The organism is Paenibacillus sp. XY044 (assembly GCF_002257645.1).
In the GTDB taxonomy this organism is placed as follows: Bacteria; Bacillota; Bacilli; order Paenibacillales; family Paenibacillaceae; genus Paenibacillus_AQ.
The window spans coordinates 1-25,218 of the sequence record NZ_NQMO01000004.1; the positions used below are offsets into that span (position 1 = coordinate 1).

The window sequence follows — 25,218 nt, forward strand, 5'->3', positions numbered from 1 at the left end:
TGCATGGAGCTGACCAATACTAATCGGTCGAGGGCTTATCCAAAAAGAAACCCACCAAAGTGAAGAACAGCGCTGAAGCTGATTCCGAGTACTTTGGCGGGGACCCGATAATTCTTAAAGCGCAGATTCGTTTCGTATCTAGTTTTCAGGGAGTCAAAAATGCTGCTTTCATTCCAAGCGGGTGAGAGAAGCGTGCATGACTTTCAGCATTTGGCGATGCTGAAACCTGAATTATGCATTTGGTTATTAACCAATGCTCCGTTTGGTGGCGATAGCGGAGGGGTTCCACGCGTACCCATCCCGAACACGACCGTTAAGCCCTCCAGCGCCGATGGTACTTGGACCGAAGGGTCCTGGGAGAGTAGGACGTTGCCAAGCGAAGGACCACTGTTGATAAACATCGACAGTGGTTTTTTTATTTCTTATCCCCATTGTGGACAACACATCTGTATTGTCCGCTCATCCACAAATTTAATGTCCCTGATGGATTTTCCAAAGGTTATGCACAAAAAAGAGAACCATCCTCGCCCAATTTGCATTATAATCATAAATTATATTCCCAATATTCACAGTTTCATCCCCAGTACTCACAACTAGAAGCTGATTTATGGCATGAATGATTCATGTGATGATGTTGAATTGACTTTTGTCTAAATGTTATTCACATGTACATAAGTTTGCGAGTTCTCGCCCAGGGAACTCCGCCTGGTAGCCCTTGGATCGGATAAAGGAGGAGTAGGTTTGACCGAAGCACAAGCACGAGCTGTACAGTATGTACGTACAGATGCTTTGGAGGTGCAGTGCCTTTCTCGCAGCGTGATTGACCGGATTTTGGCTGGAGATGGCCTAAACGCAATTGATGTTGACTCGCTCATTGATAACATCCGCCGTTTTGCAAGAGTTACGGTCAATTTTCATCCCGATCGTTTGCTCATTACTGGCCGTTCGGTGGTTGAGGGATTGCTTCAGGATGGGGTGTACCGGGGTCAGTTTGAGACCTCGATCTCTAACGGGAGCCGAACGGCATTCGCGGGTGGTGACCGTGACCGCTGGGAAGAGCATTTGTTTGGAAAGTCCTACCAGTCACCCGGAGTTACCAATGAAGAACGACCGAAGTATGGCGGGCTTAACCTGATGAATTATGCAGACGGTGCGTCACCCCGGTTTGGTTCGTGCCATTTGGTCCTTCGCCCATACGTGTCGGAGCGCTGCACTTTTACGTTTGGGGATAGCTTTACGGGTCCGGAGCGAAAAGGAACGATCGACGTTTTTTCTCCGCTGTTAGCCCCCTTGTTTGAGGCTGCTGTCAGCACACAGGAGGTGCTTGGTTCCGATCACATCAGCGTAGCGCTGCTGGTGGAGCTGCTTCAAAAACTGAGCTCCAGATCCAACGAGTTTATACCGGAAGCCTTGGGACGATCGCTCGATGATTACATTGAAGCTCAGGTTCATGCTGTAGTGGATTTGGCGAACGATGCGGAGGCGATCATTGCAGATCCTTCTTTCAGAGGTACGCCAACGGGGAACCTATTGAAGGAAATCTGCCATAAATATGGTCTGCGGCTTGGCTGGCATGCCGGTTTTCAGATGGAGGTCGGATCGGTGCCGAGTGATTTTCGGGGACCTGCGATGCAGCCGCTTGCGCTCCGGATCGACCAAAGGTTTGGAAACGAAAAAGGGTGGATTAACGCGGCGGTATTGGGTTTGGCAGCGGCATCGCTGCACGATCATCCCGAGGAGTGGGAGGACTGGGGATCATACGACGAAACTTTACAGCACATTAAACAATTATGGCATGTCCTTGTCCGATTTGGGTCCCCATTTAACTGTGTTACGTAATGTTACGGAATATCAAGGCGATGTCATTTAAAGGATCAGAATTCTTTTGATTCATAACTTTGTAGACTTCCTGTGGTGTATAAACTTTCTATGTTTTGTAGACATCCTATGCTCGTAGAACTTCCTATGAATGAAAGGCTGGTGAACGAGTGAAACCTCATAAGGAGGCATCCCAGCAAATTGACGAAATGGTTTCAGCTGAACCTTTAGTTTGTAATGAAGCCGATGACCGTGGAGTACAGGAACCTTTTACCGAATTACAGCGACCTCAAGCCAAAAACGACTCTTCCTCCCGGGGACAGGTTGTTCTGTTCATCTCCGTTGTTTTCCTATATTGGTTCTCATCGTATATTTATGTCCCGATTTTGTCGCCTTATATCGAGCATTTGGGGGCATCCTATACGTATCTTGGCATCGTTCTCGGTTCTTACGGCTTGATGCAGATATTGTTCAGGTTGCCGCTTGGCATTTTATCGGACTTCATGGAAAAGCGCCGTCCATTTATATGGCTGGGCTTGGCCGCCAGTGCTTTAAGTGGGCTGATGTTCGCCGCGTCCGGACAGTTGGGCTGGGCGCTCACTGCGAGAGCGATGGCAGGGATCGCCGCATCGACATGGGTGGTGTTCACCGTCGCGTTCTCAGGCTTTTTCCCAAAACATGAGGTAACCCGGGCGATGAGCATGATGCAGTTCACCACGGTGACCGCCCAATTGACGAGCATGCTCGTCAGCGGGTATTTGGTGGAACGGTGGAGCTGGCAGCTGCCGTTTTGGCTTGGAGGCATCGTTGCGGTGGTAGCCCTTGTGCTTGCTTTGTTTTTGCGGGAAAAGGAACCGGACCCAGCGCGCGTGCCCATGACGCTTCAGGATTTGGCGCCGGTCATGCGTGACCGGACGCTGTTTCGGGTTTCATTTCTGTCGATCCTGGCCCACTGCGTTCTTTTCATCACGATGTTCGGGTATACGCCGAATCAGGCGCTGGACTTGGGCGCGAGCAAAAACGACCTTGCTTGGCTGACACTGTCTTTCATGCTGCCGCATGCAGCGGCAACCCTGTTTGCCGGGCGGACCTTGGTCAGCCGTTTCGGGGAAAGAGCCGTGCTAACCGTGGGGTATGTGGGGACAGCCGTTTTTACATTTTGCATCCCGGTGGCGCCCAGTTTTGGCTGGCTGTGCGTAACGCAAATATTTAATGGGCTGGCACAAGGGCTGGTCTTCCCGCTCCTTCTCGGCAAGTCGGTCGCTCATATCGAGCCGTCCAAACGGGCAACGGCAATGGGGTTCTACCAAGCGGTCTATGCGATCGGCATGTTCATGGGCCCGTTTATCGCCGGCTGGATCAGCTCGGCTTGGGGTCTCGCAGGCGGGTTCCGCCTGGCGGCATATACGGCGTTAGCGGCGGGAGTGCTCGCTTTTTGGTGGATTCGGGCGGAGACAAAAGCTGCGGTGAGTGCAGCTTCAGGCAAGCCGCATGGTAAAGGGACAGTTCAGAAAAATGTGTAGATGATTCGGAAAAGTGACCTAGGGATCAGGCTGGATGGTAGAAGGTACAGTCATACGATCGGTCTGAACCGCCAAAAGACCCGCAAAGCATAAAGCTTTGCGGGTCTTTTTTTATTTCTCCGACATGGGGAGAAACAGAAGGGAAAACGGCAGGTTGCTGCCGGCGGCCGGGGACAGCCAGAGTTCCACCTTTTCCTCGCGGTCCTGCGTCCGGTACAGCACGGTGGCGCTGTCCTGGGAGCCGTCGCCGTGCTTGATCTCGACGATCCGGTCGTTCACCCTCGCCGAGCCAAAGTATCTTCCGCCGCGCGGGTTGAAGGCAATGAGCGTATCCGGCGCGACGTGGTTCAGGATGATTTTATACAGGACGCCGTAGTTGCCGGAGTTGATGGCTACGCTGTCCTGCATTCCGTCCATCCCCTGCTGGAAAGGATCGGTGGTGTTGTCGGTGAGCGGCAGGCGCTCTGCTTCCGTTCCGACCGTGCCGTCGTATTCGAACACGCGCGTCGAATCGGCAAAGGTGCCGCGGACGATGGACTCAATCGGGTTTAAATCAGGCAGGGTCGGCATGGCCGCGATCGGGTCATGATCGGCCTTCACCATCAGCATCGTGTATTCAACGGGGGCATCGCTGGTGACATCGGCGTTCATCGTGATGACATCGCCGGGAGCGGCCGCGGTTGCATTCAGCTTAGGAAAAAGGGCTACGCTCTCGCCGGGAGCGATCTGCATGCTTCGCTGCTCGCTGCCGGTCAAGGTGGACTCCAAATACCGAACGCCGGCCAGCCTGCCGGACAGCTCCGGATACGGGGTCGGCCCCGCCACGCCCGCGCCCTCGATTTGGATCGATGCCGGGGCGTCGCTCGGATTGGTCGCGATCAGGTAGAAGCGTGCCTTTGCGGCCAGGTTGTTTTTGTGATGGACCATAAACCGGGTCGGTCCCGACAGGATGTCCTGATACAGGATCCCTTCCGAGTTGACCGTCTCCGGACCGCTGGCCCGGAACAGCAAATACGGCTCCGTCGTGTAGGTGTAGGGCAGCGCTTTGTAGGACAGGATCGATTTACCGCTGACCTGGAGCGTGCTTCCAGCCGGAGTAAAGCGCTTGGCATACTCTGCTTTGCTGTACATCACCTCGGAGGCGATTTCGATTTTTTTGCTATATTCGGAGGTCAGGCCGTGCTTGTCGGTGACCTTAAGTTTGATTTCCACCGTACCCGGCTCGAAAAAGGCCAGTTCGTTGTTCGTCCATTCCCGATTCGTGATCGCGTCCTCGTCGTCGGTGCTTTCATCATTCAGGGTCACAGGCTCCCCGATCCGGTATTGGTCTTTGTCCGTCGTAAAATAGGCCTGCGGCGGTTCGTTCACTTGCGGCGATTCAGGCTTGTCCGTCCCCGAAGTTCCGGTGCCGCCAGGGTACAGCGTAATTTGGTTTCCCTGCAGCACATAAGGGAGATGAAAAGCAGCTGTCAGCGAAGTGAGGGGAACCATCAACACGCCGTGATCCTCGTATGCTTCGCCTCTCATCGTCTGCTTCTCTCCGTTAACCTGAAATGTCGTGGTATGTACGCGGTACCGGGCTTCGGTACCTTCTCCAGAAACGGTGGTCTCTTTTGTAGAGGCTTGATAGGTCACTTTGCAGCCCAAAGAGGCGGCGAGCGATCGTAGGCTGACGAAGGTTACCCCTTTTTTGACGACGGTGGGACGATTTAACGTGGACTCGGTGCCACTGCTTGTGGTTCGGCTGCTGTTCAAATAGATGATCCTCGTTCCGGTTGGAGCATCTTTCGCTTGAGCGGTAGTCACTTGGGCCGTAGGCTCTTTCTGCAGGGACGTAGGTCCTTGCTCTGGACCAGATGCGGCGGATGCCGGAGCCACGTCATGGGCGGCAAAGAGAACGGAAGTCAGAAGGATGGCTTTTTGCATGTTCATGGGAATGATATGAAACTCCTTTTCTGAAATTTGATAAAAACAGGGATCTTATTTAGCGGCAATAATGACCGCTCCCAGCACGATGACCACGGCCCCGATCCAGCGATTCAGCGGGACGTTTTCCCCGAAGAAATACCACGCGGCGAATATTCCAACGGCGTAAGCCAGGCTTTGCAGCGGGTAGGCAAGGCTTAGCGGGAGCCGGGACAGCACGACGAACCACAAGCCCGTGGCCAGAGCGTATAGAGCGATGCCAAGCAGAATCAGCGGCGAGAACACAACCTGCAAAAGGTTGCCAAGGTGGATTCCCCCTTGCTGCTGCAGGCCGATTTTCCAGCTGATTTGGCCGGCGACCAGGAGCAGCATATTGAGGAGCAGCATGAAGTATGCCATGTTAGCGAACCACCTCCGTGCTCGAAGAAGACGGCGCAATAACTTGCTCTTCGGGAGAAGCCGCCGCAGAAATTTGCTGACCGGGTTCCACGGAATGCAGTAGGGAGGGGTCCTCAGAAGGCCGTCCAGATTGCTGCATAGTGTGCGCTCCAGATAGATGCACGGAAGGTCGTCCAGATGGTTCCCCGGAAGGCCGTTCAGATGTCTGCACAGAAAGCGGTCCAGATGTCTGTCCGGTCTGCAATCCGGAAGAACGGCCGGAAGTTCGCTCAGGGGAGGTTTCGGAATCCACCGCCGCCTGGGCTTCAAGCTTCTGGATGCGTTCTTCCTGCAAGCCCAGCGCCTGGGTGAGCACGATGACCCGGTGCATGAGCGAGGAGACCGCCATCGTCAAATGCAGCAGGATGAACAGCACCGCAACCACACTCAGCAGGTACAGCAGCGACGGGGGATAATAAATGTGAATCCGCTGCGCCACCTCGTCCAAAAGGGACGGAAACAGGGACAGCGCCATCATGATCACGCTCATCAACAGCCAGAGCAGGGCGTACTGCTCGCGCAGTCTGCGCTTGCGGATCAGGTATAGAATCGTGCCGGCAAAGGCCAGGCTGATGCAAAAGCTGATGAAATAAATGTTAAGATTCATAGCGGTTTTCCCACGCTCTCTTTTTCAGGGTTTTCATGAGCAGGACGGATAGGATGACCTTGGACATGTAATACACGGATTTCATGGCCGAGATGCTGGATACGCCCCCCTGGCGCTCATTCATCACGACGGGAATTTCCGTAAAGGACAGCTCCCGGTTGTAGAGCAGCATCAGCGCTTCTACCTCGGGATAGTCGGTCGGGTACTCGCTGGCAAACAGGGAGATGGCTCGCCGTCCGCATAGGCGGTAGCCCGAGGTCGGGTCGGTCACGTTCTGCCCGGTGAGCCGGGTCAAGAGGGTGGACAGCAGGCCGATGCCCATTTTGCGGGCAAAGGTCGACTGGAAGCCCTCCTTGGTAATGAAGCGGGAGCCGATCACCATATCGGCGCCGGTACCGAGCATGGCGGACAGGAGGCGGTGCAGATCACGCGGGTTGTGCTGTCCGTCGCCGTCGATCTGCACGGCGTAGTCGTAGTGATGCTCCGCCGCGTAGCGGTAGCCGGTCTGCACCGCACCCCCGATGCCTAAGTTGCAGGTCAGGTCGATAACATTGGCGCCGGCCGCCCGGGCAATCCGGCTGGTGGCGTCGCTCGACCCGTCGTTAATGACGAGCACATCCGCGTAGGGCGTATCCTCGCGAAGCCGGCGGATGACCTGCCCGATCCCTTCCGCCTCGTTATAGGCGGGAACGATCACGAGCACTCTGGACGAGGTATTATGACTTTCCGGTCGATTCAGCATAGGTAACGGCTCCTTTCCGTGGATTTGAAGATCTGATCCATTTCTGCCACGCCCAGTGGAGGATGGCGATCCCCGCAGCCGTATCCAGCATAATGATCAGCGGCATGGCGGTGTAGTTATAGCGGAACTCGGGAACGAAAGCCAAACGGGTGACCGTCATGACCGCTACAATCAGCGTCAGCAGCGTCAATGGCTGCTTCCATTTCCGAAGCGAAGCGATCAGGGCCACGGGACAGAACCACACGAGCGCCACATGCAGCAGGCTGCCCAGCGGGCTCGGAAGCACGCGGTATAACGGGCTGTGGCCGCTGCCAAAGTACATATTCGAATAAATGTACTTGATCTTGCCAACGGTGTACCATTTCACGAACTGCCATGTGTGCTGCGTAAAGCCGATCTTCAGCCGCTCCTTAGCGATTTCCATCTGGGTTTTGCCATGGCGGTCGACCAGGCCGTCGTTGTAATTTTTATCCGGATAGGTGCCGGCCGCGAACGGATTGACCTGGGTAGAGGCGATCACGACTTCGTGCAGGGTTATCATATTGCGGATCACCCAAGGAGCAAGGACGATTCCCGTCCCGATGCAGGTGAACAGCAGCAGCTTGAGCGTGAGCCGGAATTCCCTTTTCCACAGCCAATACAACCCGTACACCGGCGCGATCAGAATTAAAAATTCCGGACGCGTCAGCACCAGCAAGCCCATCGCCGCCCCGCTCAGCAGAGCGAGGGTTCGCGTTCTACGTTCGAAAACTTCGAGCTGCAGGCGGATATACAGCATCAGGAAAAAGCAGGCCAACGTTTCGGTCAGAACCGCCCCGTTGCTCCAAATGAACGGCGGATACACGCTGCTGATGAGCAGCACGATCATCGAAACGGTCCGGCCCGAGAACTTTCGGGCAACCGAGTAGATGAGCCACAGGGTGACGAGGCTGATCACGGCCTGAATGTAACGGATGTAGGGGAACGGATCATGATGCTGGTAATCGACCAACTTGTACACGACCGCCATAAACAGCGGATACCCCGGCGTGACCTGGGCGTTCGGCTGCGTATCTTTGTAGGCGTAGATGCCTTTCTCGAGCAGCTGCCGGACCATGATGTCGTAATTCAGCGTGTCATGCGAAACCTGATGGTTCACCGAAACCAGAAAGTCCAGCCGCACATAGGCGGCCAGCGCGAAGATCAGCACGGTCATCGTGATGAGCAGCGTTTTTTTATGGACAAATCGTTTTGATGTGATGGTATGCATATGGATTTCGTGCTCCTTCCTTGACAGACATGGGAGACAATCAGCTCTCCTCACGGACGATGCCTGTCGTCCTCTGAACTGAATCTAAGATTACAGGAGACTTCTTAACGGGAGCCTACCCAAATGCTTAACAAACGCTTAAGTTTTTCTGTTAAAAATGCCGCGGTTTCGTCTCTCCCTTACGAAGAGGTTTCATGAGATCGCCGTGGGTATTCTTCACTCGAAAGGGATGAATGGTCCTGTGTGCAAAAATAGATACCCATCCGAAAAAACTCCCGCCTGGCGGCGGGAGCGACTTTTGGGCTTACTTTAGTTCCTCTTTGCTTTCATTCGAAGATCGTATGGATCAAGGCAATCAAACCCCAAGAGGATTTTTGATTACCGATCCCTTGCAATCAACAACTGACCTTTCTTACCGCCGGTCCCGCTCGCGCGATTCCCTCGGCGTTAAAAGGAAAAATTCGATCAATATGAACCTTCAGCTGCTGGTCTTGAACTTGGCGAATCAGGGATAACCAACCGCTGCGGTTCGGCTCGACACGGACAAAACGAGCTTCGATTCCACGAGTACGCGGATTCCGGTCGATGGCCGGGGAGACGAGGGAGAGCAGCTTGCCCCCATCCTTCAATACCGTGTAGCTTTTCCGCTCGTTTTCTCCGACGTCTCTTACCATATCAAGAACGATATCTACCGGACGGACGGTTTCCCCAAAATCGGTCGTGGCGTAATCAATGACCTCATCAGCTCCCAGCTGCCTTACAAATTCATGAATCTCGGCCCTATACATGGTTCAATGATTATAAATAAAGCGAACTCGTACAGAGAAACGTAAGAAACGGAAGCATGCAGCAAAATAGAAAAGCAGACAGCCGCACTCCTTGGATGGAGTGCGGCTCTTTACGATTTGTATTGTAGGGTAAGTCACAGCTATAACGACACAGCCGGAGCGGGAAGGCGGGTCTCGAACACGGTCTGGTTGGTTGAGCTCTCCACGGAGATTTGGCCCCCATGCACGTCGATGATGCTTTTGGTGATGGCCAGGCCCAGTCCGGTACCGCCGGTCGCTTTGGAACGCGATTGCTCCACCCGGTAGAACCGTTCGAAAATATACGGAAGATCCCGCTTCGGAATAGGCTCTCCGTAATTACAGACGCGTATGCTGACGAACGCTTCTTCTTTTTCGATATAAACGTCGATATATTTGCCGCTGCTCCCGTACTTCATAGCGTTGGAAATCAAGTTTTCGTACGCCCGGACGAGATGGTCGCCGTCGGCTTGAATGATGACCGGCTGCTCCGGCGCGTGAATCTGGAGGGTCAGTTCGGACTGCTCCAGGCTCGGAACGAACTCCTCGGCCAGCTGCCGGATCAATCCGGTCACGTCCAGCTTGCGCAGGTGCAGCGGCATGCCGTTGTTGATGCGCGTGTACTCGAAGAGGTCGTCGATCAGCTTCTTGAGGCTGAGCGATTTTTCGTAAGCAATATTCATGTAATAGCGGAGCTCTACCTCGTCGGCATAACGATCCTTATCGATAATTTCCAAAAACCCGAGAATGGAGGTCAGCGGGGTCCTCAGGTCGTGGGATACGCCGGTAATGAGATCGTTTTTCGTCTTCTCGGCGTTTCGCTCCTCTTGAATGGACCGGTTCAGCTGGGCGCTCATCTGATTGATGCTGTCGGCAATCCGGCCGAGGTCATGGTTTTCCCGAACCGGAATTTCATAATCGAAATGGCCCTTGGCGATTTCCGTCAGCCCGTAATTGATTTCCTCCAAGTACGTATGAATCTGCCCGGACAGGCTGTTCATGTTTTCCGCGATCGTTCCGAGCTCATCGGCAGCTTTCACGCTGACGGAAGCCTGAAGCCGGCCGTCGGCCATGTCTTCCAAGACTCCGGCAAGCTCTTTGGCATATCGGACGAGCGGCCGGGTGGAAGCCACATAGAGGGACAGGAAGAAGACGATGCCGAATACCCCGATGGTCGGCCGGGAGCCGATATGGTTGATCACCCAGATGAGGGGCACATTATAAGGCGGGCGCACAATGATATAGGAGGCGAGCAGACGGCCGAGCAGCACGAACAGCAGCGTCAGCCCGGTGCAGCCGAGAAACACGGCTAGGAACTTCCAGCGGATGCCGATGTATACCTTGGTGGTCATGATGCTCTACACCTCCTTCGCCGATTTCATTTTGTAGCCGATGCCCCAGACGGTCTTGATGTAGGCCGGATGCTGAGTGTCCTTCTCGATCTTTTCGCGGAGCTTGCGGATATGGACCATCACCGTGTTTTTCGATTCCATGAACGGCTCGTTCCAGACCTCTTCGTAAATTTTGTCCATGCTGAGCACGATGCCCTGATTGATGGCCAGCAGCTTCAAAATGTCGAATTCTCGCGGCGTCAGCTTTACTTCTTGCTCCCCGACGGTTACCGTATGTGTGGCGGTATTGATGACCAAATCGTCGATCACGATTTCGTCTTCCGCCGAGGTATCGCGGTAATTTAACAGCTTGTACCGGCGCAGCTGCGATTTGACGCGGGCGACGAGCTCCAGCGGATTAAACGGCTTGGTGACGTAATCGTCGGCGCCGATACTCAGGCCGGAAATTTTATCGATATCTTGGCTTTTCGCGGACAGCATGATGATGGGGGTATTGTTCTTTTCCCGGATTTTCATGCAGGCTTGAATCCCGTCCATTTGGGGCATCATGACATCAAGGATGATGAGGTCGATCGGATGGCTGCTCAGCGCCTCAAGGGCCTCCAGCCCGTTGGATGCTTTATATAAGGTGTATCCTTCATTTTTTAAATAAATTTCAATCAGTTCGATAATTTCTTTCTCGTCATCGACGAGCAGGATCGCTTCTCTGGACATTACGGTATTCACACCTCTTTGAATATTGTGGAAACTAGGAGTATGCTTGATGTATAGCATTATAAACCGAAACCCTTAACATTATGGTCATGAATTTCTTAACATTAACTTAAATTCCTTTGCGGATGATGTGGTGGCCTTAGGATAAACGTTCCGCTGCTTGTTATACATACAGGAAAAGAGCCGCTGTCAAAGGACAGGTCTCGTGTCCGAAATGAAGGGGCAGACCAACCATGTCCGGATATTTTTCGCGGAAAAAGAGGAGAGAGAGCACAGCATGGGCAACAAGTGGACCGAAAACTATCTGATTCATTCCAACGATATCGATTTTAAATCCGAAGCGCGGCTGTCGGTGCTGCTGTCTTTGGCGCAGAGAACGGCCGACGCCGATCTGGAGCATCTCGGGGCAACAAGGGACCAGATGATCGAAACGGGCATGGGCTGGATGCTGATCACGATGGATTTACGCATGGGCCGGATGCCGAAAGCGCTGGAGGAAATCGCCGTCGAGACCTGGAACAAAGGCCCTAGAGGGGCACTGTGGCAGCGGGATTTCATGATTTATGGCAGCCGCGGGGAAATCCTCGGCGAATCCTGCAGCATCTGGGCGCTGGTGGACATTCAGAAACGAAGGATGCTGCGCCCGTCCAAATTTCCTTTTGACGTCTACATTAATGAAGAGGATTCGGCCGGTGAAGCACCGGATAAAGTAACCATACCTGAGGATATGCCGCTTCAGGATTCGTACCGCTCCGTGGTACGTTACAGCGGGATCGACGCCAATCTGCATCTAAACAATTCCCGTTATGCCGATCTGTGCATGGATACACTGACCAAAGAAGAGCTTACGGGCTATTCGTGTGCGGGTTTTCGGATTACGTATCATCACGAAGCCCGGCTAGGGGATGAAATGATAGTGAAGCGGTCGACGCTGTCTGACGGCCGGGTGTACGTGAGCGGACAAGCCGAAGACGGGGTGCATTATTTTGACGCGTATCTTCTATTGAAAGAAACGAACTGAATAAGCGGAGGCTTCCCATGAACGCCATGGATAATTCCGTCCCGATCGGGGGATTGTTAAAGGATAAGGGGGGATAAGCATGCCGCATCGTAAACCGGTTAAAGACAGCAACTTGCCAAACAGAGCGAGCCGGAAACAGGAATACACCACGCTGCATCCGGATAAAGCTGCTAAATTTCCGCCGAGCCTGAACCAGATTCCGAAACAGGAACAGGATTAGGCATTCACCGCATCACCTCGAGTCCTTCAGTGGAACCTCCGGCTCTATGCCGAGGTTCTGCTGGGGGATTTTCTTTGTGCAATGCAATAGGTTTAGAACCGGTTACCCCTCCCTTTTGCATCCGCCGCTGCATTCAATGTTATAATAGGACGGAAAGAAAGGGTGGTACGTCATGAAATCATTAATATTAGCCGAAAAGCCTTCCGTGGCCCGCGAAATTGCGCGCGTCATGGGAAGCCGTGACAAGCATAAAGGATATATCGAAGGTCCGAAATATATCGTGACCTGGGCGCTGGGCCATTTGGTCGGACTCGCCGAGCCCGAGGATTACGACAACAAGTATGCAACCTGGAATCTGGAGGATCTGCCGATCCTGCCGGATTCGATGAAGCTGAAGGTGCTGCGCGAATCCGCTCAGCAATACAAGGTCGTGCAGCAGCAGCTTCGCCGCCAGGACGTTGGCGAGTTCATCGTGGCGACGGACGCCGCGCGGGAAGGGGAGCTCCTCGCCCGTTGGATCATGAAGATGGGAAAATGGAACAAGCCGTTTAAGCGGCTCTGGATTTCCTCGCAGACGGACAAGGCGATCAAGGAAGGTTTTGCTTCGCTGAAGCCGGGGAACCAGTTTGACCGGCTGTACGAATCCGCGCGCTGCCGGGCTGAAGCCGACTGGATGATCGGCCTGAACGTGACGCGGGCGCTCACGGTCAAATTCGGGGCGCAGCTCTCCGCGGGACGGGTGCAGACCCCGACGCTGGGCATGATTATGGACCGGGAAAATGAGATCGTGAATTTCCGGTCGGAGGAATACGACACGATCAAGGCCGACTTCGGCGGATTTGCCGCGGTGTGGCGCGGGAAAAACGGCGACGCCCGCATCTTCGACAAGAGTGCGGCCGAAGCCTTGAAGCGCAAGCTGGACGGATCGTCCGGCCGGATCATCAAAGTGAAGAAGACGGAGAAGGTCGAGCCTCATCCGCTCGCTTATGACCTGACCGAGCTGCAGCGCGACGCGAACCGCCGGTTCGGCTTCTCCGCGAAGCAGACGTCCAACGTGCTTCAGCGATTGTATGAGCAGCACAAGCTCGTTACCTATCCCCGGACCGACAGCCGTTATCTTACGTCGGATATGACCGGGACGCTGAAGGAGCGGCTGGAGAGCGTGGCCATCGGGCCGTATGCCTCTCTGGCGCGGCCGCTGCTGCGGAAAAATCTGAATATGACGAAGCGCATCGTGGACGATTCGAAAGTCAGCGATCACCACGCGATCATCCCGACGGAAGAGACCGTGCTGCTGAATCAGCTGAACACCGAAGAGCGCAAGCTGTACGATCTGATCGTCCGGCGCTTCATCAGCCTGTTCTACCCGCCGGCGCGGTACGATGCGGTCGCGGTGACGATCGACGTGGAGGGCGAATCCCTTCATGTCAAAGGCACGACGATCAAGGAGAGCGGCTGGCGCGAGGTGTATGGCGGCGACGTCTCGGACGAATCGGACGAGGACTCGCCTACTGACGGCGACGCCGAAGAGAGCGGAGCCCAGCTCCCGGTGCTGAATGAGGGCGAAGCCGTGAAGGTGCAGCGGGTCATCATGCAGGGCGGCCGAACCCTGCCGCCGAAGCGGTACACCGAGGCCGGACTGCTGTCCCAGATGGAGAAGCACGGCCTCGGCACTCCGGCGACGCGCGCGGACATTATCGAGAAGCTGGTGGGCTCCGATACGATTGAGCGCCAGGGGAACGCGCTGCATCCGACGGGTAAAGGCAAGCAGCTGATCGAACTCGTCGCGCCGGAGCTGCGGACGCCGCAGCTGACGGCCAAGTGGGAAGCCGAGCTGGAGAAGATCGCCCGCGGCCAGGGGCAGCCGGAGCCGTTCCTGAAGGGAATCCGCGGGATGTCCAAGGATCTGGTGGCAGGCGTGAAGAACAGCTCGGCGGATTACAAGCCGCATAACGTCTCGAACAGCCACTGCCCGGACTGCGGCACCCGGCTGCTCGAGAAGAAAGGCAAGCGTGGCAAAATGCTCGTCTGCCCGAGTGAGGACTGCGGCTACCGTCGTTCGGACGAGAAGCGCCTGTCCAACCGCCGCTGCCCGCAGTGCCATAAGAAGATGGAGATGAAGGAAGGCAAAGCCGGCCTGTATGTGCAGTGTCTGTCCTGCGGCATCACGGAAACGGTCAACAAGGACAGCAAGCACATCAACAAGCGCGAAGAGCGCAAGCTGGTGCAGCAGTACGCCAAGAAGCAAGAGCCGATCGGCTCGAACCTCGGCGATTTGCTCAAAGCGGCGATGGAGAAGAAGAACGGTTAACGTCCTGAAATACTCGGCGGGTATGCCGGTCTGATTCTACAATTCGTTAGTGCGGCAATTGTTGCGGAGATCACCGTAGAGTCTTGCATGAAAGTGGAATCTCTTAAATCATTCCTAACTCCTAATAGGAGGATCGCCGCTTAGAATTGCCAATAATAATTCGTGACTACTTTGCCAAAGCCCGCCAGGAAGGCGATTTTGCTGGGAATGCTGGAAGACGGAAGAATGGCGGTTTGTCTCTTGGCTAGTAAAGTTTTATAATAGAAGTAAGCAGTAGAACGGGGGTGGTTGCGTAGGTGAGAACGGCGCTCTTGATCTGGTTTATTTTTATCAACGCGGTAGGTTACCTGATCATGTCCGAGGATAAAAGAAGGGCAAGGAACAGGCGCGACCGTGTGCCGGAAAGAACGCTCTTTCTGCTTGCGGCCATTGGCGGTGCGCTGGGCGTACTGATTGCCATGTACCGCAAACGCCATAAGACCAGGCACCTGAGTTTTCGGATCGGGATACCGCTGCTGCTGTTCGTTAACGCGGTTTTGTACGCATTTTTCATGAGTTGATTTCTCGCTTTATGGTACAAAGTGGTTTCATATCTTGCTGAATCGGTTTAATAACATCTCAATTCACACTTCATACAGAGAAAGCGTAGGTGGGTCCACATGTTATTCTCCAAAATTCTTTTGGCTTACGATGGTTCCAATGCTGCCAACAAGGCTCTTGAACGTGCAATCGAACTAGCGAAAGCAGCACCGGACGCGGTGATCGACGTCGTACATGTCTTTGATTTCCCGCGCGTATTCATCGGCGAAGGCATGGCTCCGATTCCGGCTTCCGTCAACCAGGACTTCTACGAGCTCGCTGAGCAGACGGTCGCGGAAGTGAAGAAGCGTCTCGACGGCGAGGGTGTCGCCTATAATGCGGAGATGATCCAGGGCGGACCTGCGGAAGTCATTCTGGAATATGCCAAGGAAAAAGGCAATGACTTGATCGTGATCGGCAGCCGTGGTCTGGGCGGAATCCGCGAATTTGTGCTCGGCAGCGTCAGCCACAACGTCGTGCAGCATGCGACCATTCCGGTGCTTGTCGTGAAATAAATGATGGGATTGTAAGCCAGTGTGCCCCGAATATGGGGTACACTGGTTTTGTTTTAGGAATGATCGGCGGCAAAACCCGAACATTCGATTTTACACTGTTTTAATTGTTCGTGTTTTAGTTGACATGTTGTGTAGGGGATTGTTAAACTGTTAGATGTAAAGCTTTATGGGAATGGAAGAGGCAAAAACCATCGCTTGATGGTTAAGGGAATGAACAAATAATTGAATGAATTGATCTCGTATAAAGCCGGGGATATGGCCCGGAAGTTTCTACCCGGATACCGTAAATGTCCGGACTACGAGGGAATACTGCCGAGCTGGCGCCGGTTCCGATGGACGGAAGGGCTTCGCTCCTTGCTGCGCTTGAGGCAGCAGTATTCCTTACCCGGTCCGGTATCCTGAAAGTCAACGTATTTTCTCGGGCACCGGGCCTTTTTGGGTCTCTCCCCCGAATGAATAAAAAACTTTGGGAAAGTGGGTTGAAACATGTCAGCAGCGGTCGCTGTCATCATGGGCAGCAAATCGGATTGGGAAACGATGCAGCATGCATGTCTCGTCCTGGACGAACTGCAAATTCCGTATGAGAAAAAGGTCGTGTCCGCGCACCGGACGCCGGACCTGATGTTTGACTTTGCGGAGCAGGCGGCGGAGCGCGGCCTCAAGGTCATTATCGCCGGAGCCGGCGGTGCCGCGCATTTACCGGGCATGGTAGCGTCCAAGACGACGCTGCCGGTCATCGGCGTGCCTGTGCAGTCCAAGGCGCTGAACGGCCTGGATTCGCTTCTGTCGATCGTTCAGATGCCGGGCGGCATTCCGGTCGCGACGGTGGCGATCGGCAAGGCAGGCGCCACGAATGCGGGCCTCCTGGCCGCGCAAATCATCGGTGCCTATGACAGCGAAGTTCAGGCGCGGGTACAGGCGCGGAGAGATGCGATCCGCGACGAAGTGCTGGAAAGCAGTGATTCGCTATGAGCAGCAGCAATCATGCATCGCAGCAGACATGGCTCCCTGGTTCCACCATCGGTATTCTGGGCGGCGGCCAGCTGGGACGGATGATGGCGTTGGCCGGAACCGCCATGGGGTACCGCTTCATCACGCTGGATCCGGCGCAGGATTCTCCCTGCGGGCAGGTATCGGGACAGATTGAAGCGGCTTACGACGACGTTCAGGCGGCCCGTCGTTTGGCGGCGGCGTCGGATGTCATCACGTACGAATTCGAGAACGTCGACGCGGAAGTCGCCGCGCTGCTGGAGAAAGAATCCAGGGTGCCGCAAGGAAGCGCGCTGCTCTATACGACGCAGCACCGCCTGCGGGAGAAGCGGGCGATCGAAGCGGCAGGCGTGCCCGTGGCGCCGTACCGGGAAATTACGAGCCTGGAGAGCCTCAAAGAGGCGGCTGCCGAGCTTGGGCTTCCCGGCGTGCTGAAGACCGCTACCGGCGGCTACGACGGCAAAGGCCAGATCGTTCTCCGCTCGGAGGATCAGCTCGAGGCGGCTTACGAAGAACTGGCAGCCAGCGGACGCGAGCTGGTACTGGAGAAATTCGTTGATTTTCAATGCGAAATTTCAGTCATTGCCGCCCGCAGTCCGAAAGGGGAAGTAAAAAGCTTCCCGGTGGCAGAAAATATTCATGTGAACAACATTTTGCACCTGTCGATCGTTCCAGCGAGAGTCGAGGAGCAGGTTCAGCGGGAAGCCCGCAAGCTGGCGGAGCAGCTCGTGCAGCATTTGGGAGCGGTCGGCCTGCTGGCCGTGGAGATGTTCGTGACGAAGGATGGGCAGCTGTACGTCAATGAGCTGGCGCCGCGTCCGCACAACTCCGGCCACTACACGATGGAGGCCTGCGCCACCTCGCAGTTCGAGCAGCATGTTCGCGCCGTGTGCAATATGCCGCTCGGCGATACGACGCTGCTGACCCCGGTCGTCATGGTCAACGTGCTCGGCCAGCATCTGGAACAGGTCATACACGCAAGCGGCAGACCAAGCACCGCCGTCACCGATTACGGCGTAGTGCCGAAGCTTCATTTATATGGAAAAAGCGAAGTCAAGAAAGACCGTAAAATGGGACATATCAACCTGCTGTGCAAAGACGTGCAGGACGGACTCGACTGGGTTGAACAAACTAACATCTGGAGGCAAGGATAATTTATGATCGAACGTTACAGCAGACCGGAAATGCGGGCCATCTGGACCGAAGAAAATAAATTCAAGGCATGGCTGGAAGTGGAGCTGTGCGCATGCGAAGCTTGGGCCGAGCTGGGAGTCATTCCGAAGGAAGACACGAAACTGCTTCGTGAGAACGCCAAATTCGACATCGACCGGATCTACGAAATCGAGCAGGAAACGCGCCATGACGTCATCGCCTTTACCCGCGCAGTTTCGGAAAGCCTTGGACAGGAGCGCAAATGGGTGCATTACGGCTTGACCTCCACCGATGTGGTCGACACGGCGCTTGGATACCTGCTTCGCCAAGCGAACGAAATTTTGGAGAAGGATATTGTGAACTTCATCGAGATTTTGAAGGACAAAGCAGTTGCTTACAAAGACACGCCGATGATGGGGCGCACGCACGGCGTTCATGCCGAGCCGACGACATTCGGCCTGAAGATGGCTCTCTGGTACGAGGAAATGAAGCGTAACCTGGAGCGTTTCCGCCATGCGGCGAACGGCGTCCAGTTCGGCAAAATTTCCGGCGCGGTCGGCACTTACGCCAACATCGACCCGTTCGTGGAAGAGTTCGTCTGCAAGAAGCTCGGCACGAGCCCGGCTCCGATCTCCACGCAGACGCTGCAGCGTGACCGCCATGCCGAATACATGGCAACGCTGGCGCTGATCGCGACGTCGCTCGACAAGTTTGCGACCGAAATCCGCGCGCTGCAGAAGAGCGAAGTGCGCGAAGTCGAAGAAGCCTTCGCCAAAGGCCAGAAGGGCTCCTCGGCGATGCCGCACAAGCGCAACCCGATCGGCTGCGAGAACATCTCGGGCCTCTCGCGCGTGATCCGCGGCCACATGGTGACCGCCTATGAGGACGTAGCCCTCTGGCACGAGCGCGATATTTCGCACTCCTCCGTGGAGCGGATCATCCTGCCGGATGCGACCATGCTGCTGAACTACATGCTGAACCGCTTCGGCAACATCGTGAAGAACCTGACCGTGTTCCCGGAAAACATGAAGCGTAACATGGCCCGTACCTACGGCGTGCCGTTCTCCGGCCGCGTTATGACGAAGCTGATCGACAAAGGCTTCAGCCGCGAGCAGGCGTACGATACCGTGCAGCCGCGGGCGATGCAGGCGTGGGAAGAGCAGCGCCAGTTCCGCGACATTGTGGAGGCGACGCCGGAAATTACGGAGGCGCTCAGCCCGGAAGAGATCGAAGATGCGTTTAATCCGTCGTGGCACCTGAAGCACGTGGACACGATTTTCAAGAAGCTCGGCTTGAATTAAGAGGGCTCGTTTAGAAGTTGGGTGTGACCCGTATTAGAGGCTTGAAGAATGATGGACTCAACATCATAGCACATCTTCAGCGACTGCAGCGAAAGGGACGGAATCGATCCAAAGAAGCGGTAGCGTTCGCCTTTGTCTCCGAATTTCAACCGCTATCTAAGAGCGACTGATCATGAAATTTGGAGACAACAGCGATCGGCGGAACGATCCGTAACTGCAGCGGCTGCTTCGCTGACGACTAAGGATGATTTAAGAGTGTTGAGCCGAAAAGAGTGGGGAGGATTCGCATGACATCACCGACTGTATCGACCGCTGTGGAACTGGTAAACGCGCCGCTGCTGTACAAAGGCAAGGTGCGCGAGCTTTACGATTTGGGGGAGCATGTGCTGATCGTGGTTACCGACCGCATATCCGCTTTTGACTATGTGCTGGAGCCGCCGGTGCCCGAGAAGGGCAACGTGCTGAACAAGCTGAGCGCGTTCTGGTTCGAAGAGACGAAGGACTTCATGGACAACCATGTCGTCCATACCGACGTAGAGCGCCTGGGCGCCGTGGCGAAGAACAAGGAGCTCTTGAAGGACCGGATCATGGTGGTCCGCAAAGCCGAGCGGATCGACATGGAATGCGTCGTTCGCGGTTATATCACCGGCGGCGGCTGGAGACAGTACCAGGCGAACGGCGAAGTCAATGGCATCAAGCTGCCGGAGGGCATCCGCAAGAACGAGGCGTTTCCGGAGCCGATCTTCACGCCGGCGGCCAAGAACGATGTCGGCCATGACGAGGACATCTCGATGGAGCGAATGAAGGAATTGATCGGTGCGGAGCTGGCGCTGGAGCTGCAGGAGAAGAGCCTGAAGCTGTACGACTTCGCGCGGCGGTACTGCGATGAGCGCGGCATTATTTTGGCGGACTGCAAGTTCGAATTCGGCGTACTGGACGGCAAGGTGATCCTCATCGACGAAATTTTTACGCCGGACTCCTCCCGCTTCTGGGCGAAGGAAAACTACGCGCTGGACATCGAGATCGACAGCATGGACAAAGAGCCGGTGCGAGCCTACCTGGCCCAGGCCCCATGGGACAAGAACAGCCAGCCGGACCCGCTGCCGCAGGCGGTGGTGATCGAGACGACCCGCAGATACGTGGATATTTTCGAACGACTGACGAAGCGTGTTTAGATAGATTGTTCTAAAGAAAAGCCAACTGTGGCTTTCGACGATTTTAGCAAATGCAGGCCTGAAAGGATTCATTCACTCATTCCTAGAGGAGGAACTAGAAGATCATGATGAAAGCTACGGTCTATGTCACAATTAAGCAGGGCGTACTCGATCCGCAGGGGGTTGCGGTGCAGGGAGCGCTTCATTCGATGGGATTCGAAGAAGTGTCGAGCCTCCGCATCGGGAAATACATGGAGCTTCAGCTGGATACGAATGACCGTGCTGAGGCGGAAAAACGCGTCAAAGCCATGTGTGAAAAGCTTCTGGCGAATACGGTGGTCGAGGATTACCGATACGAATTGGAGGGCTAACATCCATGAAATTTGCAGTTCTCGTCTTTCCCGGCTCCAACTGTGATATCGACTGCTACAAAGCGGTGGAGGAAACAGTAGGGGAGCCCGTCGATTACGTATGGCATACGGCAACGGATCTGTCCGCTTACGACTGTATTCTGGTTCCGGGCGGTTTCTCTTACGGCGACTACCTTCGCTGCGGGGCGATCTCGCGGTTTGCTCCGGTGATGAGTGAAGTGGCCAAGGCCGCGGAGCAAGGCAAGTACATTCTCGGCATTTGCAACGGATTTCAAATTTTGACGGAGGCGGGTCTGCTGCCGGGCGCGCTGCTGCGCAACACGACCATGAAGTTCCGCTGCCATGACACGGTGCTGAAGGTGGCGAACAACCGCACGCCGTTTACGACCGATTACCGTGAAAATGAGGAAATCGTCATTCCGATCGCCCATGGCGAAGGGAACTATTACTGTGATGAAGAGACGCTCGCGCGTCTTCAGGAAAATAACCAGATCGTCTTCACTTATGGCGACAATCCGAACGGCTCCATTCTGGATATCGCCGGCATTTGCAACGAGCGCGGCAACGTCGTCGGCATGATGCCGCACCCGGAACGCGCAGTGAACTCCCTGCTCGGCTCCGAGGACGGCAAGCGTATGTTTACATCCATTTTGAAGGCTTGGAGGGATACCCATGGCGCAGCAAGTGTCCGCTAAGGAACCGACCGCAGCACAGATTGCGGAACAGAAAATCTATCAGCAGTTTGGGGTATCGGACAGTGAATACGAGCTGATCTGCTCCTTTATGGGACGTCAGCCGAACTATACCGAAATCGGCGTGTTCAGCGTCATGTGGTCTGAGCACTGTGCATACAAAAATTCGAAGCCGCTGCTGCGCCGCTTCCCGACCAGCGGTCCGCGGGTGCTGATGGGACCGGGCGAAGGCGCGGGCATCGTCGACATTGGCGACAACCAGGCGGTCGTGTTCAAAATCGAAAGCCATAACCATCCTTCCGCGGTGGAGCCTTACCAAGGCGCTGCGACCGGCGTGGGCGGCATTATCCGCGACATTTTCTCGATGGGCGCAAGACCTGTGGCGCTGCTCAACTCGCTGCGTTTCGGCAAGCTCGAAAGCGACCGCGTGAAGTATCTGTTCGAGCATGTCGTGGCCGGCATCGCCGGATACGGCAACTGCATCGGCATTCCGACGGTGGCCGGTGAAGTGATGTTCGACAACAGCTACGACGGCAATCCTCTGGTTAACGCCATGTGCGTCGGTCTGATCGACCACGACAAAATTCAGCGCGGCGTGGCTAAAGGCGTAGGCAACCCAGTCTTTTACGTAGGCCCTCCAACCGGCCGCGACGGCATTCACGGGGCGACGTTCGCTTCGGTTGAGCTCAGCGAAGAGTCGGAAGCGAAGAAGACGGCCGTTCAGGTCGGCGATCCGTTCATGGAGAAGCTCGTGATGGAGTCGACACTGGAACTGATCGATTCCGGGATCGTGCTCGGCATTCAGGACATGGGCGCAGCCGGCTTGACCTGCTCCAGCGCGGAGATGGCGAGTAAGGCAGGCAACGGCCTGGAGCTGTACCTCGACCAGGTGCCGCAGCGGGAAGAAGGCATGACGCCATACGAAATGATGCTCTCCGAATCCCAGGAGCGCATGCTGTTCGTCGTCGAGCCGAAGGACGAAGCGCAGGCGATGGAAATTTTCGAACGGTGGGGCGTCATCTGCGCTAAAGTCGGCAAAGTTACCGACGACGGCCGCCTCAAGCTGTTCCACCACGGCGAAGTGGTGGGCGACATGCCGGTTACCGCGCTCGTCGACGAGTGCCCGGTGTATAACAAGCCGTCGAGCGTGCCTGCTTATTATGAAGCAAACGCTGGCGTCGATACGCTGCGCTACGAAGAAGTGAAGGACCTGGGCGGCGCCCTGAAGCAGGTTTTGGCTTCCCCGACGGTCGCCAGCAAAGCTTGGGTATACAATCAGTACGATTACATGGTCCGCACGAGCACGGCGGTCCGTCCGGGATCCGACGCGGCGGTGGTTACCATCCCAGGCACGCGCAAAGGCCTCGCGATGACGACCGACTGCAACGGACGGTACGTGTATCTCGATCCGGAAGTCGGCGGCCGCATCGCGGTCAGCGAAGCCGCGCGCAACATCGTCTGCTCGGGCGCCGAGCCGCTGGCGATCACGGACAACCTGAACTTCGGCAGTCCGGAGAAGCCGGATATTTTCTGGCAGATGGAGCGTGCGGTGGACGGCATGGCCGAGGCCTGCCGCGTGCTGGATACGCCGGTCATCGGCGGTAACGTCAGCCTGTACAATGAAAACGCCAGCGGAGCGATCTATCCGACGCCGGTCGTCGGCATGGTCGGTCTGGTGCATGATACGGATCATATTACGACACAAGGCTTCAAACAAGAAGGCGACGTCATCTTCCTGCTCGGCGACACAAAAGCGGAGCTGGGCGGCAGCGAGTTCCAATACGTCGTGCATGGGGCAACGGAAGGACGTCCACCGGCACTCGATCTGGATACGGAGAAAAAGCTGTTGTCTTCCGTGCTTGGCGCCATCCAGCAAGGACTCGTGCAGTCGGCGCATGACCTGTCCGAGGGCGGCCTCGCGGCGGCGCTGGCCGAATCCTGCATCAGCGGTTCGCTGGGCGCCCAGGCGCATGTCGAAACGGGCCTGCGTCCCGACGTGGCCCTGTTCAGCGAATCCCAATCCCGTATCCTGCTCTCGGCATCCCGGGACAAGGCAGAGCAGCTGAAAGCTTATATTGAAGGTCAAGGCGTGCCGGTTGCCGAAATCGGCATCGTGGAAGGCGACAGTCTGGTGGTTGACATCAACGGAGCTTCGGCCGTGAACGAAAGCGTAGGAGGCTTGAAGCAGGTCTGGGAGGATGCGATTCCATGTCTCATGAAGTAACACCGCAAACGCTGTGGACGGGAGACTACTATAACGAAGGCTCCGGCAAAGACGGGCTGTTCGACAAATTAAAAGAAGAATGCGGCGTGTTCGGGGTCTACGGACACCCGGACGCCGCTTCTTTGTCCTACTATGGGCTGCATGCCCTGCAGCACCGCGGGGAAGAGAGCGCGGGAATGTGCGTCAGCGACCGCGAAGAGTTCCACTATCACCGCGGCATGGGCCTCGTCAAAGAAGTATTCGACAAGGACATGATGGCTTCCCTGACCGGGGACATCTCCATCGGCCACGTGCGCTATTCGACGAGCGGCGACAGCAAGCTGACGAACGCGCAGCCGCTGGTGTTCAAGTACCGTGACGGCGACCTGGCCGTGGCGACCAACGGCAACATCGTGAACGCACCGCAAATCCGGCGCGAGCTGGAGGAAGGCGGGTCGATTTTTCAGACGACGAGCGACACGGAGGTCATCGCGCATCTGATCGCGCGCTCTTCCAAAGATCTCGTCTCCGCCGCCAAAGACGCGTTCAACCGCATCGTCGGCGGCTACGCGTTCCTGATCATGACGAACGACCGGCTGCTGGTCGCGTCGGATCCGCACGGGCTGCGGCCGCTGACCATGGGCAAGCTCGGGGAGGCGTATATTTTCGCCTCGGAGACCTGCGCGCTCGAGACGATCGGCGCGGAGCTGATCCGCGACATCGAGCCGGGCGAGCTGCTTATTCTCGACAAAGACGGCCTTCATGAAGACCGGTTCGAGGAGAAAAAGCACCGCAAGTCGCTATGCGCGATGGAGTACATCTATTTTGCCCGCCCGGACAGCGACATGAACGGCTCGAACCAGCACGCCGCCCGCAAGCGGATGGGCAGCCGGATGGCGATCGAGTCGTTCGTCGACGCCGACATCGTAACCGGCGTGCCGGATTCCAGCATCTCCGCGGCGATCGGTTACGCGGAGCAGACGGGCATTCCGTACGAGATGGGACTCATCAAAAATAAATATACGGGCCGTACGTTCATCCAGCCGAGCCAGGAGCTGCGCGAGCAGGGCGTCAAGATGAAGCTCAGCGCCGTGCGGCGCGTGGTCGAAGGCCAGCGTGTCGTCATGATCGACGATTCGATCGTCCGCGGCACAACCTCCCGCCGGATCGTGAACCTGCTTCGCGACGCCGGGGCGTTGGAAGTGCATGTGCGGATTACGTCGCCGCCTTTTAAAAATCCGTGCTTTTACGGCATCGACACGCCGGATCGGCGCGAGCTGATTGCCTCAAGCAAGTCGGTGGAAGAAATTTGCCGGGAAATTAACGCCGATTCGCTGGCGTTCCTTAGCCCGGAAGGTCTGATCACCGCGATTGCAGGCAATAATGCGGACGATTACAAGGGCGGGCTGTGCCTCGCTTGTTTCGACAACGATTATCCAACGCGGCTCGATTTTAACGGTGAAGAGAAGTTTGGCTGCAGCTGCTAGGAAGCTTGGCATGCAAGGTGATTGCCGATCGTGTCCCGGGCCGAAGG

General features: G+C 55.9%; 23 protein-coding genes, 1 rRNA gene and 1 riboswitch. Of the genes, 16 read left to right on the forward strand and 8 right to left on the reverse strand.

What is annotated here, in order from left to right; all coding sequences use genetic code 11:
• Positions 1-261 precede the first annotated feature (261 nt).
• The 3 genes from rrf to CJP46_RS17510 all read left to right on the forward strand — a co-directional run bounded on the left by rrf (position 262) and on the right by CJP46_RS17510 (position 3,341).
• Positions 262-378 (forward strand): 5S ribosomal RNA (rrf, locus tag CJP46_RS17500).
• Positions 379-741: 363 nt separating this feature from the next.
• Complete coding sequence (locus CJP46_RS17505) at positions 742-1,839, forward strand: DUF3626 domain-containing protein (RefSeq protein WP_094596929.1); 1,098 nt, start codon at positions 742-744, stop codon at positions 1,837-1,839.
• A gap of 149 nt (positions 1,840-1,988) precedes the next feature.
• Complete coding sequence (locus tag CJP46_RS17510) at positions 1,989-3,341, forward strand: MFS transporter (RefSeq protein WP_256992407.1); 1,353 nt, start codon at positions 1,989-1,991, stop codon at positions 3,339-3,341.
• Positions 3,342-3,452: 111 nt separating this feature from the next.
• On the opposite strand, the gene CJP46_RS17515 is transcribed toward CJP46_RS17510, so the two are convergent.
• The 8 genes from CJP46_RS17515 to CJP46_RS17550 form a co-directional block, all read right to left on the reverse strand.
• Positions 3,453-5,273, reverse strand: a complete 1,821-nt coding sequence (locus tag CJP46_RS17515) for a copper amine oxidase N-terminal domain-containing protein (RefSeq protein ID WP_094596931.1) — start codon at positions 5,271-5,273, stop codon at positions 3,453-3,455.
• A gap of 48 nt (positions 5,274-5,321) precedes the next feature.
• On the reverse strand, positions 5,322-5,666 hold the full coding sequence (locus tag CJP46_RS17520) for an EamA family transporter (RefSeq protein ID WP_094596932.1): 345 nt from the start codon (positions 5,664-5,666) through the stop codon (positions 5,322-5,324).
• Between the two features lies 1 nt (position 5,667).
• Positions 5,668-6,312 (reverse strand): DUF2304 domain-containing protein, encoded by a 645-nt coding sequence (locus CJP46_RS37140; RefSeq protein ID WP_256992408.1) that lies wholly within the window; start codon positions 6,310-6,312, stop codon positions 5,668-5,670.
• The gene (locus tag CJP46_RS17530; RefSeq protein ID WP_094596933.1) at positions 6,302-7,054 is read right to left on the reverse strand and encodes a glycosyltransferase family 2 protein; all 753 of its coding nucleotides are present in this window, start codon (positions 7,052-7,054) and stop codon (positions 6,302-6,304) included. The genes CJP46_RS37140 and CJP46_RS17530 overlap by 11 nt, the downstream gene beginning before the upstream one ends.
• Positions 7,029-8,303: an ArnT family glycosyltransferase gene (locus CJP46_RS17535; RefSeq protein ID WP_094596934.1), complete on the reverse strand. Its 1,275-nt coding sequence runs from the start codon at positions 8,301-8,303 to the stop codon at positions 7,029-7,031. Before CJP46_RS17535 ends, CJP46_RS17530 begins: the two co-directional genes overlap by 26 nt.
• 395 nt (positions 8,304-8,698) lie before the next feature.
• Positions 8,699-9,091, reverse strand: a complete 393-nt coding sequence (locus tag CJP46_RS17540; protein WP_094596935.1) for a zinc-binding dehydrogenase — start codon at positions 9,089-9,091, stop codon at positions 8,699-8,701.
• A gap of 140 nt (positions 9,092-9,231) precedes the next feature.
• Complete coding sequence (locus CJP46_RS17545) at positions 9,232-10,461, reverse strand: sensor histidine kinase (RefSeq protein WP_094596936.1); 1,230 nt, start codon at positions 10,459-10,461, stop codon at positions 9,232-9,234.
• Between the two features lie 6 nt (positions 10,462-10,467).
• On the reverse strand, positions 10,468-11,175 hold the full coding sequence (locus CJP46_RS17550; RefSeq protein ID WP_094596937.1) for a response regulator transcription factor: 708 nt from the start codon (positions 11,173-11,175) through the stop codon (positions 10,468-10,470).
• Between the two features lie 214 nt (positions 11,176-11,389).
• On the opposite strand from CJP46_RS17550, the gene CJP46_RS17555 reads away from it, so the two are divergent.
• From CJP46_RS17555 to purF, 13 genes are all read left to right on the forward strand, one after another.
• Positions 11,390-12,196: an acyl-[acyl-carrier-protein] thioesterase gene (locus CJP46_RS17555; protein WP_256992432.1), complete on the forward strand. Its 807-nt coding sequence runs from the start codon at positions 11,390-11,392 to the stop codon at positions 12,194-12,196.
• A 79-nt stretch (positions 12,197-12,275) separates the two neighbouring features.
• Positions 12,276-12,416: a hypothetical protein gene (locus tag CJP46_RS36560; RefSeq protein WP_163880674.1), complete on the forward strand. Its 141-nt coding sequence runs from the start codon at positions 12,276-12,278 to the stop codon at positions 12,414-12,416.
• Between the two features lie 172 nt (positions 12,417-12,588).
• A complete protein-coding gene (locus tag CJP46_RS17560; RefSeq protein ID WP_094596939.1) occupies positions 12,589-14,727 on the forward strand; it encodes a DNA topoisomerase III in 2,139 nt (712 codons plus the stop codon).
• A 296-nt stretch (positions 14,728-15,023) separates the two neighbouring features.
• Positions 15,024-15,287 carry a DUF1294 domain-containing protein gene (locus tag CJP46_RS17565; protein WP_094596940.1) on the forward strand — a complete coding sequence of 88 codons (264 nt, stop codon included), beginning with the start codon at positions 15,024-15,026 and terminating at the stop codon, positions 15,285-15,287.
• Positions 15,288-15,386: 99 nt separating this feature from the next.
• Positions 15,387-15,821 (forward strand): universal stress protein, encoded by a 435-nt coding sequence (locus CJP46_RS17570; protein ID WP_094596941.1) that lies wholly within the window; start codon positions 15,387-15,389, stop codon positions 15,819-15,821.
• Between the two features lie 217 nt (positions 15,822-16,038).
• A riboswitch (purine riboswitch) is annotated at positions 16,039-16,140 on the forward strand.
• Positions 16,141-16,307: 167 nt separating this feature from the next.
• Positions 16,308-16,793 (forward strand): 5-(carboxyamino)imidazole ribonucleotide mutase, encoded by a 486-nt coding sequence (purE, locus tag CJP46_RS17575; RefSeq protein ID WP_094596942.1) that lies wholly within the window; start codon positions 16,308-16,310, stop codon positions 16,791-16,793.
• Positions 16,790-17,965, forward strand: a complete 1,176-nt coding sequence (gene purK, locus CJP46_RS17580) for a 5-(carboxyamino)imidazole ribonucleotide synthase (RefSeq protein ID WP_094596943.1) — start codon at positions 16,790-16,792, stop codon at positions 17,963-17,965. The genes purE and purK overlap by 4 nt, the downstream gene beginning before the upstream one ends.
• Before the next feature lie 3 nt (positions 17,966-17,968).
• Complete coding sequence (gene purB / locus CJP46_RS17585; RefSeq protein WP_094596944.1) at positions 17,969-19,264, forward strand: adenylosuccinate lyase; 1,296 nt, start codon at positions 17,969-17,971, stop codon at positions 19,262-19,264.
• Positions 19,265-19,551: 287 nt separating this feature from the next.
• Positions 19,552-20,439, forward strand: coding sequence for a phosphoribosylaminoimidazolesuccinocarboxamide synthase (locus CJP46_RS17590; RefSeq protein ID WP_094596945.1), 888 nt, complete (start codon positions 19,552-19,554; stop codon positions 20,437-20,439).
• 104 nt (positions 20,440-20,543) lie between these two features.
• The gene (gene purS / locus CJP46_RS17595) at positions 20,544-20,789 is read left to right on the forward strand and encodes a phosphoribosylformylglycinamidine synthase subunit PurS (protein WP_094596946.1); all 246 of its coding nucleotides are present in this window, start codon (positions 20,544-20,546) and stop codon (positions 20,787-20,789) included.
• A gap of 5 nt (positions 20,790-20,794) precedes the next feature.
• Positions 20,795-21,484 carry a phosphoribosylformylglycinamidine synthase subunit PurQ gene (gene purQ / locus CJP46_RS17600; protein WP_094596947.1) on the forward strand — a complete coding sequence of 230 codons (690 nt, stop codon included), beginning with the start codon at positions 20,795-20,797 and terminating at the stop codon, positions 21,482-21,484.
• Complete coding sequence (gene purL / locus CJP46_RS17605) at positions 21,462-23,705, forward strand: phosphoribosylformylglycinamidine synthase subunit PurL (RefSeq protein WP_094596948.1); 2,244 nt, start codon at positions 21,462-21,464, stop codon at positions 23,703-23,705. The genes purQ and purL overlap by 23 nt, the downstream gene beginning before the upstream one ends.
• Positions 23,690-25,171 carry an amidophosphoribosyltransferase gene (gene purF / locus CJP46_RS17610; RefSeq protein ID WP_094596949.1) on the forward strand — a complete coding sequence of 494 codons (1,482 nt, stop codon included), beginning with the start codon at positions 23,690-23,692 and terminating at the stop codon, positions 25,169-25,171. The genes purL and purF overlap by 16 nt, the downstream gene beginning before the upstream one ends.
• Positions 25,172-25,218 lie beyond the last annotated feature (47 nt).

Bases quoted from the DNA above. Each gene is read 5' to 3' on its own strand.
- CJP46_RS17515 (WP_094596931.1), bottom strand. From the start codon at position 5,273: ATGAACATGCAAAAAGCCATCCTTCTGACTTCCGTTCTCTTTGCCGCC.
- CJP46_RS17560 (WP_094596939.1), top strand. From the start codon at position 12,589: ATGAAATCATTAATATTAGCCGAAAAGCCTTCCGTGGCCCGCGAAATT.
- purL (WP_094596948.1), top strand. From the start codon at position 21,462: ATGGCGCAGCAAGTGTCCGCTAAGGAACCGACCGCAGCACAGATTGCG.
- purQ (WP_094596947.1), top strand. From the start codon at position 20,795: ATGAAATTTGCAGTTCTCGTCTTTCCCGGCTCCAACTGTGATATCGAC.
- CJP46_RS36560 (WP_163880674.1), top strand. From the start codon at position 12,276: ATGCCGCATCGTAAACCGGTTAAAGACAGCAACTTGCCAAACAGAGCG.
- CJP46_RS17590 (WP_094596945.1), top strand. From the start codon at position 19,552: ATGACATCACCGACTGTATCGACCGCTGTGGAACTGGTAAACGCGCCG.
- CJP46_RS17550 (WP_094596937.1), bottom strand. From the start codon at position 11,175: ATGTCCAGAGAAGCGATCCTGCTCGTCGATGACGAGAAAGAAATTATC.
- purB (WP_094596944.1), top strand. From the start codon at position 17,969: ATGATCGAACGTTACAGCAGACCGGAAATGCGGGCCATCTGGACCGAA.
- purF (WP_094596949.1), top strand. From the start codon at position 23,690: ATGTCTCATGAAGTAACACCGCAAACGCTGTGGACGGGAGACTACTAT.
- CJP46_RS17520 (WP_094596932.1), bottom strand. From the start codon at position 5,666: ATGGCATACTTCATGCTGCTCCTCAATATGCTGCTCCTGGTCGCCGGC.
- CJP46_RS17530 (WP_094596933.1), bottom strand. From the start codon at position 7,054: ATGCTGAATCGACCGGAAAGTCATAATACCTCGTCCAGAGTGCTCGTG.
- CJP46_RS17570 (WP_094596941.1), top strand. From the start codon at position 15,387: ATGTTATTCTCCAAAATTCTTTTGGCTTACGATGGTTCCAATGCTGCC.
- purK (WP_094596943.1), top strand. From the start codon at position 16,790: ATGAGCAGCAGCAATCATGCATCGCAGCAGACATGGCTCCCTGGTTCC.
- CJP46_RS17540 (WP_094596935.1), bottom strand. From the start codon at position 9,091: ATGTATAGGGCCGAGATTCATGAATTTGTAAGGCAGCTGGGAGCTGAT.
- purS (WP_094596946.1), top strand. From the start codon at position 20,544: ATGATGAAAGCTACGGTCTATGTCACAATTAAGCAGGGCGTACTCGAT.
- purE (WP_094596942.1), top strand. From the start codon at position 16,308: ATGTCAGCAGCGGTCGCTGTCATCATGGGCAGCAAATCGGATTGGGAA.
- CJP46_RS37140 (WP_256992408.1), bottom strand. From the start codon at position 6,312: ATGAATCTTAACATTTATTTCATCAGCTTTTGCATCAGCCTGGCCTTT.
- CJP46_RS17535 (WP_094596934.1), bottom strand. From the start codon at position 8,303: ATGCATACCATCACATCAAAACGATTTGTCCATAAAAAAACGCTGCTC.
- CJP46_RS17555 (WP_256992432.1), top strand. From the start codon at position 11,390: ATGAAGGGGCAGACCAACCATGTCCGGATATTTTTCGCGGAAAAAGAG.
- CJP46_RS17545 (WP_094596936.1), bottom strand. From the start codon at position 10,461: ATGACCACCAAGGTATACATCGGCATCCGCTGGAAGTTCCTAGCCGTG.